This window comes from Bacteroides pyogenes DSM 20611 = JCM 6294 (assembly GCF_000428105.1).
GTDB lineage: Bacteria > Bacteroidota > Bacteroidia > Bacteroidales > Bacteroidaceae > Bacteroides > Bacteroides pyogenes.
Genome location: NZ_ATZH01000017.1, coordinates 1 through 12,399, shown reverse-complemented (window position 1 = coordinate 12,399; position 12,399 = coordinate 1). Strand labels below are relative to the sequence as shown.

The 12,399-nt window shown below is 45.4% G+C and carries 13 protein-coding genes and 1 pseudogene; 5 read left to right on the top strand and 9 right to left on the bottom strand.

Going from position 1 to position 12,399, the window contains the following annotated elements; all coding sequences use genetic code 11:
• Nucleotides 1–194 precede the first annotated feature (194 nt).
• The 3 genes from C234_RS0105055 to C234_RS17030 all read left to right on the top strand — a co-directional run bounded on the left by C234_RS0105055 (nucleotide 195) and on the right by C234_RS17030 (nucleotide 1,410).
• Nucleotides 195–692 (top strand): HU family DNA-binding protein, encoded by a 498-nt coding sequence (locus C234_RS0105055; RefSeq protein WP_027324881.1) that lies wholly within the window; start codon nucleotides 195–197, stop codon nucleotides 690–692.
• Between the two features lie 149 nt (nucleotides 693–841).
• Entirely contained in the window at nucleotides 842–940 is a 99-nt protein-coding gene (locus C234_RS17350) for a smalltalk protein (RefSeq protein ID WP_148727201.1), read from the top strand.
• A gap of 11 nt (nucleotides 941–951) precedes the next feature.
• Nucleotides 952–1,410: an N-acetylmuramoyl-L-alanine amidase gene (locus tag C234_RS17030; protein WP_081688113.1), complete on the top strand. Its 459-nt coding sequence runs from the start codon at nucleotides 952–954 to the stop codon at nucleotides 1,408–1,410.
• On the opposite strand, the gene C234_RS0105040 is transcribed toward C234_RS17030, so the two are convergent.
• On the bottom strand, nucleotides 1,392–1,616 hold the full coding sequence (locus C234_RS0105040) for a DUF4248 domain-containing protein (RefSeq protein WP_027324879.1): 225 nt from the start codon (nucleotides 1,614–1,616) through the stop codon (nucleotides 1,392–1,394). The two genes, C234_RS17030 and C234_RS0105040, sit on opposite strands and share 19 nt — an antisense overlap.
• 437 nt (nucleotides 1,617–2,053) lie before the next feature.
• Between C234_RS0105040 and C234_RS0105035 the strand changes: the two genes are divergently transcribed.
• Together C234_RS0105035 and C234_RS0105030 are read left to right on the top strand one after the other, a co-directional pair.
• On the top strand, nucleotides 2,054–2,680 hold the full coding sequence (locus C234_RS0105035) for a type IV toxin-antitoxin system AbiEi family antitoxin domain-containing protein (protein WP_027324878.1): 627 nt from the start codon (nucleotides 2,054–2,056) through the stop codon (nucleotides 2,678–2,680).
• Nucleotides 2,677–3,504: a nucleotidyl transferase AbiEii/AbiGii toxin family protein gene (locus tag C234_RS0105030; protein WP_027324877.1), complete on the top strand. Its 828-nt coding sequence runs from the start codon at nucleotides 2,677–2,679 to the stop codon at nucleotides 3,502–3,504. Before C234_RS0105035 ends, C234_RS0105030 begins: the two co-directional genes overlap by 4 nt.
• Before the next feature lie 147 nt (nucleotides 3,505–3,651).
• Here C234_RS0105030 and C234_RS17970 read toward each other — a convergent pair whose 3' ends face one another.
• The 8 genes and pseudogenes from C234_RS17970 to C234_RS15850 all read right to left on the bottom strand — a co-directional run.
• Complete coding sequence (locus C234_RS17970; protein ID WP_235342865.1) at nucleotides 3,652–4,137, bottom strand: BsuBI/PstI family type II restriction endonuclease; 486 nt, start codon at nucleotides 4,135–4,137, stop codon at nucleotides 3,652–3,654.
• 42 nt (nucleotides 4,138–4,179) lie between these two features.
• Nucleotides 4,180–4,593 (bottom strand): annotated as a pseudogene (locus C234_RS17965) (BsuBI/PstI family type II restriction endonuclease); the annotation flags it as partial.
• A gap of 1 nt (nucleotide 4,594) precedes the next feature.
• A complete protein-coding gene (locus C234_RS0105020) occupies nucleotides 4,595–6,151 on the bottom strand; it encodes an Eco57I restriction-modification methylase domain-containing protein (RefSeq protein ID WP_027324876.1) in 1,557 nt (518 codons plus the stop codon).
• A gap of 151 nt (nucleotides 6,152–6,302) precedes the next feature.
• On the bottom strand, nucleotides 6,303–8,678 hold the full coding sequence (locus C234_RS15855) for a GumC family protein (RefSeq protein ID WP_051290161.1): 2,376 nt from the start codon (nucleotides 8,676–8,678) through the stop codon (nucleotides 6,303–6,305).
• A 15-nt stretch (nucleotides 8,679–8,693) separates the two neighbouring features.
• A complete protein-coding gene (locus C234_RS0105010; protein WP_027324875.1) occupies nucleotides 8,694–9,488 on the bottom strand; it encodes a polysaccharide biosynthesis/export family protein in 795 nt (264 codons plus the stop codon).
• A gap of 185 nt (nucleotides 9,489–9,673) precedes the next feature.
• Nucleotides 9,674–10,960, bottom strand: a complete 1,287-nt coding sequence (locus C234_RS0105005) for a DegT/DnrJ/EryC1/StrS family aminotransferase (protein ID WP_027324874.1) — start codon at nucleotides 10,958–10,960, stop codon at nucleotides 9,674–9,676.
• A gap of 30 nt (nucleotides 10,961–10,990) precedes the next feature.
• Nucleotides 10,991–11,644, bottom strand: a complete 654-nt coding sequence (locus C234_RS0105000) for a sugar transferase (RefSeq protein ID WP_027324873.1) — start codon at nucleotides 11,642–11,644, stop codon at nucleotides 10,991–10,993.
• A 137-nt stretch (nucleotides 11,645–11,781) separates the two neighbouring features.
• Nucleotides 11,782–12,399 (bottom strand): ATP-binding protein (locus C234_RS15850; RefSeq protein ID WP_034538176.1); only part of this gene is annotated, 618 nt, incomplete at its 5' end.

The window sequence follows — 12,399 nt, the reverse complement described above, 5'->3', positions numbered from 1 at the left end:
CGCCTTTTTTTCAAAGCCCGCCGTGTTCGATGGCAAAGCCCGCCGACTTTTTTCCATCCGCAGTCTCCGGTTTTTCTTTTTCCCACCCCGTCAATGAACGTCATTGAGCGTCACGCCCGCATCCCGCTATACTATCTTTGCCATGTAATCGATTACCAACGTACTCAAAACCCATGTTTAACTAAAAACAAATCATTATGCAAAATTACATTGTCGTATCCCGTAAAAACCTGCAAAAACCGCAGGAAGCCCCCAAGTTCTACGCCATGGCGCGAAGTGGCCGCAAAGTCAGCGTCAAAGACGTCTGCAAACGCATCTCCGAACGGTCGTCGTACTCGAAGGGAGAACTTGAAGGCTGCATAGGCGAATTCCTTCTCGAAATACTGAACGTGCTGAGCGAAGGGAACATCGTGCAACTGGGCGACTTGGGAAACTTCCGCATGTCCATCAAAACCGGAACACCCACCAAGACCGAAAAAGAATTCACCACCTCGTGCATCAAACAGGGACGGGTACTGTTTTATCCCGGAAACGACCTCCGCAAACTCTGCAAGACGATGGACTTCACCCTCTACAAGCCCGACGCCAAAGCCGAAACGGAAGGAAAACCGAAACCGCCCGCAACAAGCGGTGAAAATGCGCACGGAGGCAGCGGAAGCGGACATTCCGAAGCTCCCGACCCGGGATTATAATCCCTCTCTCTCGCATTAACCTTCGTCCGTCTATCTCTATATCCTCTTTATCGACGAAGATTATAATCCCTCTCCTTCGCCTTGACCTCCAAAGTCGAGGCGAAAGAGAAAAGTACAGAACACAAGTAAAAACTTAATCTTAAAAAAACATGAAAAAACAAGTCGTCAAAAACATTCTCCAGTTCATCATCACAGTAGCCACAGCCATCATCTCCGCCATCGGAGTAGTCTCCTGTATGGGCCATTAATCGTTCGTGCCATGAAACAGTCCGCAGAACAATATCTCCCCCGTGAGATCAAGCTACTGGTCATCCATTGCAGCGCCACGCGCTGCAATGTTCCCTTCCCTGTCGAGCGTCTTCGTGAAAGTCATCTCGCACGAGGTTTCCGCGACATCGGCTACCACTTCTACATCACCCGTGACGGCAGGCTGCACCACTGCCGACCCGTGAGCGAGCCCGGAGCGCATGTACGGGGCTTCAACCGCCACAGCATCGGCATCTGCTACGAAGGCGGGCTCGATGAGCAAGGACGCCCCGCAGACACTCGCACCCGCATGCAACGGCTGGCGCTGGCCGACCTTCTCAGCATCCTGACCTATCAATACCCCGATGCCCTGATCGTGGGACACAACCAGGTCACCGCCGACATCCGCAAAGCCTGTCCCTGCTTCGACGCCCGGAAAGAGTACGAATACCTTCAAGGCTCCCCCAGGTAGCGGGTGATCAGCCTCACCTCTCTGGCCGTGAAAGCCTTTGTTTTCGGATGGTAATTCGTTTGGCGCATCTCCTGCATCAACGGTTCGCACCGGCGCATCCACCGCCTCAGCTTGTTCACCGCCACCCCCGCTTCGAGGTCGGGGAAATACATTCTCGCCAGTTCGTTTTTATCATAACATTTTACTACAAAATCATTCAATTCCATACTGTCTTTTCCATAGGTTTTACCCTATAAAGATAATAAATAAGCGGCTGAATCCCAAGAAATCAGCCGCTTATTTATCAATTATTTTCGCTATTCGTCAGGTCGTTTTTCTTATCTTTCCGGTTCCTGTCCGTATTCGGCATACACTTCTACGTGACACTCGTTACTACGTCGATCCATCCATCGCTACGGCAGTTTTGGGCATTCATTGAAGCCGATGCAGCAACACTCACCAAGTTTGCCTCTACCATTGATACAGACAAGCTGAAGACACCATCATCCCAAATGATCTTAACCGCCGTTGGAAATCTTACGTACCAGCAGGAAGTAACATTTTTCTTCGTAAGTATCCGATAAAACTGTTTTAATAGTAATATTTTGAATAGAAAAAGAAGTTATATTTCTTTTATTGTTCAAATTATTTCTATTTTTGCAGTATGAATAGACAATTAAGCGAAATAGGAATTATTCCAGTAACGACTTCAATCATTGAATCGTTATATCCAGAACTTAAGTCTGCTAACAAGAAAGTAACCTGGCTCGAGAAGCAAGGCTATATTATCAGGCTGAAGCGAGGACTTTATGTAGTCAACCCCGAACATTCAGGAAAGATTCTATCGAGTGAATTGATTGCCAATCACCTCTATACCCCTTCATATGTTTCAATGTCTACTGCGCTACGATATTATGGACTTATTCCCGAGGCTGTATATGTTAATCAATCAATGACAGTAAAGCACTCTCGTAGCTTTCAAACTCCAGTCGGCATTTATGACTACAAATATATTTCAAGAGAGGCATTTTCGATAGGAGTAAGGAGTATGCATAAGGGTGATTATGCATTTCTTATTGCATCACCGGAAAAGGCTTTGTGTGATTTGATTGCCAATTCCTCAAAGGTCTATCTTCGCTATATGAAAGATGTGGAAATATATCTTGAACAAGATATCCGTATGGATATGGATGAGTTCTATAAGATGGATGAAACTATATTCGAAGACTATATAAAGGTTGGCAAAAAGGCTGATTCAATCTCTATACTATTAAAATTACTGAGACGATGAAGAATGAGATATTTGACAATATGCTATCCCGCTATGACTTGACGACGGAGCAACATAAAAGAAACGCCATATTTGAAGTTAACCAACAGGTGATACTTGCTGGACTTTATTCTGGGGGCTTTTTTGAGTCAGCAGCGTTCTATGGAGGTACTTGTTTAAGAATCTTTCATGGCCTGCAACGTTTCAGTGAGGATATGGATTTTTCGTTACTTGCGCATGATGACAATTTCGATTTTACAAAATATTTTCCTGCTATCATTGATGCTTTTGCAATGGTAGGTCGTGAGGTTGAAATAAAGAAAAAAGATAAAAAGAATTTCAGAAAGGTCGAATCGGCATTTCTTAAAGATAATACTGATGTGTATGATGTAACTTTCCAAACCGAGAAGTCAATAAAGATAAAGATTGAAGTAGATACTTGTCCACCATTGAACTTTAAGACAGAACAGAAACTATTGCTTCTGCCACACTCATTTATGACTCATTGTTTTATACTTCCCGATCTGTTTGCCGGCAAGATGCACGCATTGGTCTACCGTGCATGGAAAAATAGGGTTAAAGGCCGTGATTGGTACGATTTTGAATGGTATGTACGCCATAATGTTCCGCTGGATTTTACTCATTTGGCAGAACGATGCAAGCAGTTCAACAATGAGAATATTACTCCAGAGTTATTTAAGGAGAAACTCATTGAGTGCCTCTCTACAGCTGATATAAAGCAAGTGAAAGAAGATGTATTGCCTTTCGTCCGCAATCCAAAAGAACTTGATATTTGGTCAAATGATTATTTCGTGCAGTTGGCTGGGATGATGAAAATGGGATAATCTTGTATGGTAAGCAGTAAGCATCCGATAAAGATAATAAATAAGCGACTGAATCCCAAGAGATCATCCGCTTATTTATCAATTATTTTCGCTATTCGTCAGGTCGTTTTTCTTATCCGGAAATGCTATGCTCATCCAATCAATAAACTAATTTCTTGGTCCGATAAACCGATCTCCATTGAAGTGAATCATATGATCCGGATTTTCTGCGATCCAAACTTCTGTTTCCCATGCAATGTCTGCCACATGTTTCTTAAATTCAGTCTTATCAGGGAAAGCTGTAACATACACTTTCCCCGCTTTACATTCTTTTGTGAAATCTTCCAACTCAATTACACGTTTCGGAGATACCGGACCGTGTGAGGTAACCACCTCAATTAAAAACAGCCACTCTTTATAGCTATCATAAATAACAATATCAGGCAATTTGCTGTGTTCGGTTATTGGAATGCCGATTTCTTTTAAAAGCTCCTTGTTGCAATAAAGATCTTTATTGGCCGTATCACCGATATAAAGAACCTTCGAACCTGACGCAAAACGAGGGGCAAACTCATTAATGACCATTGCTTGTATTTCATTATGCTTACCCGGAGATAATTTAAACTCCACATCTTCAATGGTGACCGGTATCATTTCCATCATACGATTTTTCTCATATTCCTCAATCAATCGTCCGACAGCATTATTAAAGCTCTGAGCTTTAGTTTTCCATTCTCCGGTATTATATGATTTTATCACTTCACAAGCTTCTTCGGTCAATTTATAATGGGCATTCGGGCTATTTACCGGTAAAGCCGGATTATCAGGATTGTAATCTACAATACGTGCTTACAAAAACTGATGAAGCACCTGGCGTCTGAAAGTTTCCCGTGTGTTAGGAGCATACGGTTGTTCCTTTTTATAGTTCCTATTGACAAACGCCATAATATCCTTACTGATTTTTAAGCTGTTGCGAGTAGTATCTGTCCACTTATCCTTCTCCTTCAATCCGCATGACGCAAGTAAAGTCAGAGCGGAAATTTCATTCTGCTGTGCGGGTGGTAACCCCAATACAGACAATATTTCTTGTGCTTCACTTATCTTACTCATACTACATGAAATATTTATTTACAATTTTATTTACGTTCACCATAGAATAATCATTCGTGGCAATTAAGTCTTTCCCAATACTCTTAATAACTTCAAGAGGAGGCATGGGCATTTCTCTCAGTTCCGTAGCACTGACATTTACATTCCCGTTGAATGTCCTGAAATAATTATCAAACAAATCGCTATTCAATAAAGCGGCTATTCCCATTACCTCCATACGATTCAAATGTCCTTTAGGACGATAAATATAATTCAGTTTGTTTTCTATTCCTACGTAGCCGCAAGAAGTCATATTGCCAAAATAAGGTGCGGCAATTAACCGGCTACTATCGTCTTTGGAACTAAAACGCCGCAAAAGGACATAATTCTTATTCGGCAATAAAGTTGATACAGAGCTTGCATTTATACGGATAAATTGCGGTTTTCCTTCTTTTACAACAGGATGATCTGCCAGCATTTTTACCACATTATGCAGCCAATATAATGAAGTAGTCTCCTCTTCGGCAGTATCACATAATTGTTCCTTTGACCGAAAAGCCACTACCGGACCGGTAGAAATCTGAATATGGTATTTATTCAAGTTACCATTCCATGACTTGAATAGTTTAATAATTTTCTCGTCTCGGAGATTGACGGGCAAATGCAATATCTGTTCTTTTGAAGTAAGGTCAATAATCTCTTTCTGCCGTACAGTTCTAATTACAGAAGCAGCTAGATCAAAAAGTCCTTCGCTATATGATAATATAATATTATAATCCGTTTCTTTTTTAGGGGAACACTTCATTATAAGTGTTTCCTGAAGCACATTATCTTTTGAGAATGTATCTTTCCTTGTATTGAAGAGATGAATAAAGTCGATCTGCACATGCTCGAACAAAAAATTACGGAACAAACGGAAATATCTTCCCGAAGTAAAACTTCTTGGAGTGATATATATCATCTGACCTTGTTCAGTAAGCAGTAAGGCGGACACAGCCATAAATATCGAATAAATATTGGGTTGTCCGTCTATAATGCATTGAGCCGCCTTTGCCCTTTTATCTTCCTTAGAAAGTTTGAAATAAGGGGGATTCGATATGATTAAATCAAATTTCTGTAAATTGTCTACTTTTTCGTAAATCGTATCAGCATATAAAACTGAATAATTGGACAAAATAAAGTCCTTACAAAATGAATGACAATCAATGCGAACATTATGACGCTCTCCCCATGTTGTTAGATATTCCAGCACCCTTTGTAATGCCGGCATAAGATTTTCATCGGTTTCGTATGCAACTAGCTCTATTCGTTTTACCTTTGATTGCAAAACCAGTCTCTCAATTGCCGCACAGGACAACAAAGCAGTTCCGCATCCCGGATCTAATATGGTAATGGAATCTTTGTCACAATCGATTTGTTTGCTCATAAAGTGAGCGATAGATATAGGTGTAAAAAACTGACCATTACTTTTTTTGAAAGTAGCGCTAACCGTATCAGCATATAGTTTGCCTATTCTATCGGCATAGTGGGTAGGTAATTCATCCTGATAAGGCTTTATTTCAGACCAGCTTATATTCATAATTGCAAAATTATAAAAAAACTTTGTATTCTTCTTATGAATGTATTTTTTCTTCGTAAGTATTCGATAAAGATAATAAATAAGCGGCTGAATCCCAAGAGATCAGCCGCTTATTTATCAATTATTTTCGCTATTCGTCAGGTCGTTTTTCTTATCTTTCCGGCTCCTGTCCGTACCCGGCATGACGGGCATATCCGTACTTGCCGTATCCGTAATAATAGCCGTATTTCTTCTTCCTCAGGTCGATGCCGTTGATTACCGTGCACAAGTTAGGCAGCTTCTGTTCTTTCGCCAGATCGTTGATCAGCAGGAACTCAGCCTTGCGCGTATAGTCGGCACGGCATACATACACCGACACATCCGCCACACGGGCTATGAGCAACGTATCCGTCACCATGCCGATGGGCGCGGTATCCAGAATCACGTAATCGAACTTCGCTTTCAGGGTAGCTATCGCCTTGTCCAAGCCTTCGCGCGCCAACAGCTCCGTCGGGTTGGGCGGCACCATTCCTCCGGGCAGGATGTACAGGTTGCCACTCACGTCCGAAGGCTGCACCAGTTCCATGATATCCATCGACGGGTTCGCCAGATACTGCGTGATTCCCTTTTCCTTGGTGGAGAGGCGGAACACTTTGTTCAATCCCGGCTTGCGGATATCCAACCCCACGATCACCACCTTCTTGCCCAAATAAGAAAGGCTGAGCGCCAGGTTGGAGGAAACAAACGATTTTCCCTCGCCGCTCACCGTCGAAGTGAACAGGATCACCTGCTTGTCTTGCAGCATAAACTGCAAGTTCGTGCGGATGTGGCGGAATGTCTCGCTCATCATGTTGTTTTGGTTCTCGAACACCGCAATGGAGCCTTGCTTGGCACCCTCGCCCGTCAACGGGATATCCCCTACGATAGGCACCGAGGTCAACTTCTCCACATCCGTATGTCCCTCGATCTTGTACTTCGTGAGGTCGAGCAGGTAAATGACTCCCACGGGAATCGCCAGCCCCAGCATCAAAGCCAACAGATAAATCATGCTTTTTTTCGGAGCCACCGGCAGGTCGTCCGCAATCGCCTCGTCGATCACCTTCGCGTTGTTGGCCGTAGCCGCCAGCGTGATGGCGTTCTCCTCCCGCTTCTGCAACAACATCAGGTACAATCCCGCTTTGATCTCCTGCTGGCGCGAGATGCTTACCAGCTCCCGCTCCTGTCCCGGCGCATTGCTGATGCGTTGCGAGAAACGTCCCGCTTCCCTGTCCAGATCGGCCCTCGTAATCATCAGTCCCTGCAACGTGCCGTCCAGCGTAGCCTGCACATTCGCCTTCATCGCCTGAATGCTCGTGTTCAGGTTCACGATGGCGGGGTTATCTTCCGTCGACGTGCGCAACAATCGTTTTTTCTCGATCAGCATCTCGTTGTAGCGGTCGATCGAAGCCGTCAGCGCGGCGTCCTGCAACCCCACATTGCTCGGCAACACCTCGTACTCGTTGCGCAACATATATTTCCGGAGGTCCTGCACCAGATTGATCTGCGTACGGTTCTCCGCCCGCTTCTTCTCATATTCCGCGCTTCCCGTCAATGCTATCTGCGCGTCGCTGCTCAGGTCGGTAATCCCCGCGCTCCGCTTGAACGCCTCCAGATTCGCCTCCGTACTCCCCAGCTCCTTCGAGATAATGCCGATGCGCTCATCGATAAACTGCGCCGTCTTCTGCGCGATCTCGTTCTTATCGTTGTTCGTGTTGCGGTTGTACATCTCCACCAACTTGTTGATGAAGTCCTTTCCGCGTTGCTTATCCGTATCTTTCAGCGAAATCACCGCCACCGAAGTCGTTTTAGAGGTCGGAGCAATGTTCAAAGCCGTGGAATATGCTTTCGCCACCTGCATCGGACGCTTGACAGTCGCCGTGATGTAGCGCTTCTCTTTCTTCAGCGAGTCGCCCGAAGCAAAAAAAGCCAGCGTGCCTTCGTCCGTAGGGAATACGGCAGGCAACTTCTCGAACCGCTTTTCATACTTCTTCTCCCCCACTTCCACGTTCACCTCCAAGGCGCCTTCGGGATGCAACACCATCCCCACCACCATCGGTTGCTTCAATTCGGAAGCCTCCTGCGGCGTCAGGCTCATCAATACCGGCGACGTCAGATACAGCTCCTGCTCCGGAAACGGATCCTCATCGCGATAAGCCACGTAAAGGTTCAGCTGTTCCACCACCTCTTTCACCAGGCTTTTGGAACGCAACACCTCCATCTCGTTGTCCAAGCTCTGCGACGAGCTCATGATTCCCGTCAGCCCCAGCCCTTCGAGCCCTGCCATCGCGTTATTTCCTCCGCCCTTCTTATCGTCCTTTATCAGCACCGTCGCCGACACATTATACACCGGCGGAGTTACGTACAGATACGCGTAAGCGGCGATCAGACAGACCGCCACCGCTCCCGCCAGCCAAGGCCAGTGAATGATGTACTTAAACAGCGTCTCCCGCAAATTAATATTTTCTTCCTCCTTCTCTCTCAAATTTCCCCTCGAAATTTCTTCTTTCATAAATCGCTATTCTTCTTATTTTAAGATATTAACCAACAAACTCGCCACCGACACCAAAATCGAGGTAGCGGAGAACCACAGGCTCGTGCTCGTTCCGATATCCGAACTCTTCGCCTTCGCCTTGTTCGGCGTCACATATACGATGTCGTTCTGTTGCAAATAATAATACGGCGACAGTATCGTCTCCGCCCTGTTCAGGTCGAGCGTGACAATCTCCCGTCTTCCTCCGGCGTCTTCCCGTATCAGCTTCACGTTGTCGCGCTTTCCGTACACCGTCATATCCCCCGCCATCGCGAGCGCCTCCAGCAAGTTCACCTTCTCGTTGTTGATCGTGAAAGTCCCCGGGCGGGCCACCTCCCCGATCACCGAAATCTTGTAGTTCACCATCCTCACCGTCACGATCGGCACCTCCTTCATATACGGCTTCAGCCGGTCTACAATCACCTGTTCCGTTTCCTTCTTCGTCATGCCCCCCACATACAGTTCGCCCAACACCGGGAAATTTATTTTCCCCTCATTGTCCACCAGATACTGCTGCAACACCGGCTGCGTGGTCGTATAACTCAGGTTCGCGTTCGACTGTGTCGCCACCGTCAGGTTGAAAGGTGCGGCCAGTTCCGGGCTCGTACACGACACCACGATGGTAAGCAAATCCTTCGGCATGATCTTCGCGTCGTACATCTCCTCCCCTTGCGCTTCGGGGTCCAACGCCTCCACATTTTGCAGGTAAGGCACTTTCTTGTACGAGTGGCAGGCTGTGAACAACATCAGCATCAACAAGCCGCATAAGGTTCGGTTTACTGTCTTCATATTTGATTCAAATTATCAATTTATATTAAATTCTATTTCACCCTTTAGTTTTTGCATATCACCGCAGCCATCGGAAGACGGAGAGCTACCGCTTTACACGATCATTTTACCAGGCGCAAATATACTAATAAATGCCATATTGCCAAAGGAGACATATTGGAAAAAGAAGAAAAACCCAGTGTATCTTACTTCACTATCGCTTCCTTGATACACTCCACAATGTAACGCACATCATCGTCAGTCACATAAGGCCCTGCAGGGAGACACATACCAATCTTGAAGAGCTCTTCCTCTACACCATTGGTGTACACTGGCGCATCAGCATAGACAGGCTGCTTGTGCATAGGTTTCCAAACCGGGCGGCACTCTACCTTCTTGCTCAACATAAACACGCGCATTGCCTCCACATTATCGTTTGGCTGACAATCTGTGGTTGGTGAATCCACGGCATGGATCACACCGGCAGCACCCCCCACCGCAGTCTTGATCACCTCCTTGTAGGCATTCTCCTGCCCCTTCACTTTCAAAGAAGGATCGAGAGTCATGGTACAAAGCCAGTAGTTGCTGTCATAATGAGGATCATCCGGCTGACGGTTCATCTTAATGCCAGGGATGTCCCTCATCAACTCCTCATAGAGATGCTGCACGTGTTTGTGGTGAGCAATATGCTGTTCAAGAACAGTCATCTGACCACGCCCGATACCTGCACAGACATTACTCATCCGGTAGTTGAAACCGATAGCAGTATGCTGATAGTAAGGGTATGCGTCACGAGCCTGGGTTGCATACCACATGATAGTGTTTGCATCCTCTTCATTGCGACAAATCAACGCACCACCACCGGAAGTAGTGATCATCTTATTACCATTGAATGAGAGCACACCGAACTTACCGAATGTACCGAGCACCTGACCGTCGAAGCGAGATCCCATCCCCTCAGCAGCATCTTCAATGACAGGAATGCCATACTTATCGGCAATGGCCATAATCTTATCAATCTGATAAGGCATACCATAAAGAGCTACCGGTACGATTGCCTTTGGATACCTACCGGTTTTCTCCTTACGGTCGATGATGGCTTTCTCCAGCAGTTCCGGATCCATATTCCAAGTCTCCTTCTCAGAACCGACGAATACAGGCTTTGCCCCCAGATAAGTGATTGGGTGTGAAGAAGCACAGAATGTAAAGCTCTGTACACATACCTCATCACCAGCCTGTACGCCACAAGCAATCAAAGCAAGGTGTACGGCGGCAGTACCGGCAGACAAACACACCACCTTACGGTCGAGGGCGTCACTTCCATCCGTCTTGTTGTTGGCAAACTCTGCCAAATCCTGCTCGAAAGCATTCACATTAGGTCCCATGGGTACCACCCAGTTCGTATCAAAAGCTTCCTTTATATACTTTTGCTCCCATCCCTCTTCACTCATGTGAGCGAGACAGAGATAAATTGTTTTACGTTCTTCTGACATAATATTATGTTGAATTATATTAATCTCAATTTAGAATTCTTCTCCTGCAAATTTTATTTTTCTACCAAGCACTGTAGCGAATATCATTTCTATATCTTTGATGAATGAGTAGTGGCGATAATAGTAGCAATTCAATCGCACCTTATCAGGATATATAACATTGTCATTATACTCCACAGCTATTTCTTGAGCCTCTCGCATGTCACCCTCAGCTTGTTTCTTGGCCACATACTCAGAAATCATTTCATCTTCCAAACGATACTTCAATGTAGCAGGACCAGTGATACCTGGTCTCAGTTTCAGCACGTCACGATCATCGCCCTCGAGTTTATCAGCATAGCCAGGAACATCAGGACGAGGCCCCACGAAACTCATGTTTCCGATGAGAACATCCCATAATCCGGGAAGTTCATCCAATTTATAATGACGCAATGTTGCTCCGAAAGGCGTGATGCGGCTGTCACCTGCTACAGATACTGATGAGCCATTATGCTTTACAGTCATTGAGCGGAACTTGTGGCAGTTGAATAACTTGCCACCTTTACCCACACGTTTCTGTACAAAGAATACAGGCCCTCCCGGCATTTTTACTTTCACCATTATGGCTACGATTAATAACACAGGCCAAAGGAAGAACAAACCTATCAGGGCAACAATCCTATCAAATATCCATTTTAATATCATGTTTTTTTTCTTTTTCTCGGAACTCACATTCAACATACCCAAGTGCCAATTCCAATCACATATTAGCATTCTGGTAAAAACGGAGTAGACTGTTACAGCAAAAACGGCCATGCTGTTACAGTTTTGACGAGGCAAAGTTAATGTTTTTTTCTTAAACTGTCTCCTTTCAATGTAAATCTAGATGCGGTATTGACTACTCTATCCAAGATAGCATCAGCGGCAGAGACATTACTATCGAGAGTTTCGTACCAATTTGCTACAGGCAGCTGGCTTGCAAAGATGGTAGACTTGTTTCCGTGTCTGTCTTCTATGATTTCCATTAGGTCGATTACCTGTTCTGTGGTTAGCTTCTTTATTGCAAAGTCATCGAGTATCAGCAGGTCATACTGCGAGAGTCGTTCGAAGAGTTTGGGAAGTCTACTTTCTATACGGGCCATTGTAAGCTCCTCAAAAAGTTTCATCACATTGTAGTAGCGAACCTTGTATCCACATAGGCAGGCATGGTGGCCAAGAGCTGATGCTAACCAGCTCTTACCTGTACCAGTAGGGCCTGTAATGATGATGGGATAGCCATGTCTGATGTAATCGCATGTGGCAACCTCATTGAGCAACGACTGATCTATGCCGCGTGCTGAATCAGCAGCTATCTCACCCGGCGCTACTGTATAACGGAAGTGGGCATTTTTGATGAGTCGGTGCGTACGGTTTGACATACGCATGTCGTTTTCTCCCTGGATGAGCATGCGCATTCCGTC

What these genes read in the sequence shown, in the direction of transcription:
- C234_RS17350 (WP_148727201.1), top strand. Translation starts at nt 842, where the DNA reads ATGAAAAAACAAGTCGTCAAAAACATTCTCCAGTTCATCATCACAGTA.
- C234_RS17030 (WP_081688113.1), top strand. Translation starts at nt 952, where the DNA reads ATGAAACAGTCCGCAGAACAATATCTCCCCCGTGAGATCAAGCTACTG.
- C234_RS0105040 (WP_027324879.1), bottom strand. Translation starts at nt 1,616, where the DNA reads ATGGAATTGAATGATTTTGTAGTAAAATGTTATGATAAAAACGAACTG.
- C234_RS0105035 (WP_027324878.1), top strand. Translation starts at nt 2,054, where the DNA reads ATGAATAGACAATTAAGCGAAATAGGAATTATTCCAGTAACGACTTCA.
- C234_RS0105030 (WP_027324877.1), top strand. Translation starts at nt 2,677, where the DNA reads ATGAAGAATGAGATATTTGACAATATGCTATCCCGCTATGACTTGACG.
- C234_RS17970 (WP_235342865.1), bottom strand. Translation starts at nt 4,137, where the DNA reads ATGATACCGGTCACCATTGAAGATGTGGAGTTTAAATTATCTCCGGGT.
- C234_RS0105020 (WP_027324876.1), bottom strand. Translation starts at nt 6,151, where the DNA reads ATGAATATAAGCTGGTCTGAAATAAAGCCTTATCAGGATGAATTACCT.
- C234_RS15855 (WP_051290161.1), bottom strand. Translation starts at nt 8,678, where the DNA reads ATGAAAGAAGAAATTTCGAGGGGAAATTTGAGAGAGAAGGAGGAAGAA.
- C234_RS0105010 (WP_027324875.1), bottom strand. Translation starts at nt 9,488, where the DNA reads ATGAAGACAGTAAACCGAACCTTATGCGGCTTGTTGATGCTGATGTTG.
- C234_RS0105005 (WP_027324874.1), bottom strand. Translation starts at nt 10,960, where the DNA reads ATGTCAGAAGAACGTAAAACAATTTATCTCTGTCTCGCTCACATGAGT.
- C234_RS0105000 (WP_027324873.1), bottom strand. Translation starts at nt 11,644, where the DNA reads ATGATATTAAAATGGATATTTGATAGGATTGTTGCCCTGATAGGTTTG.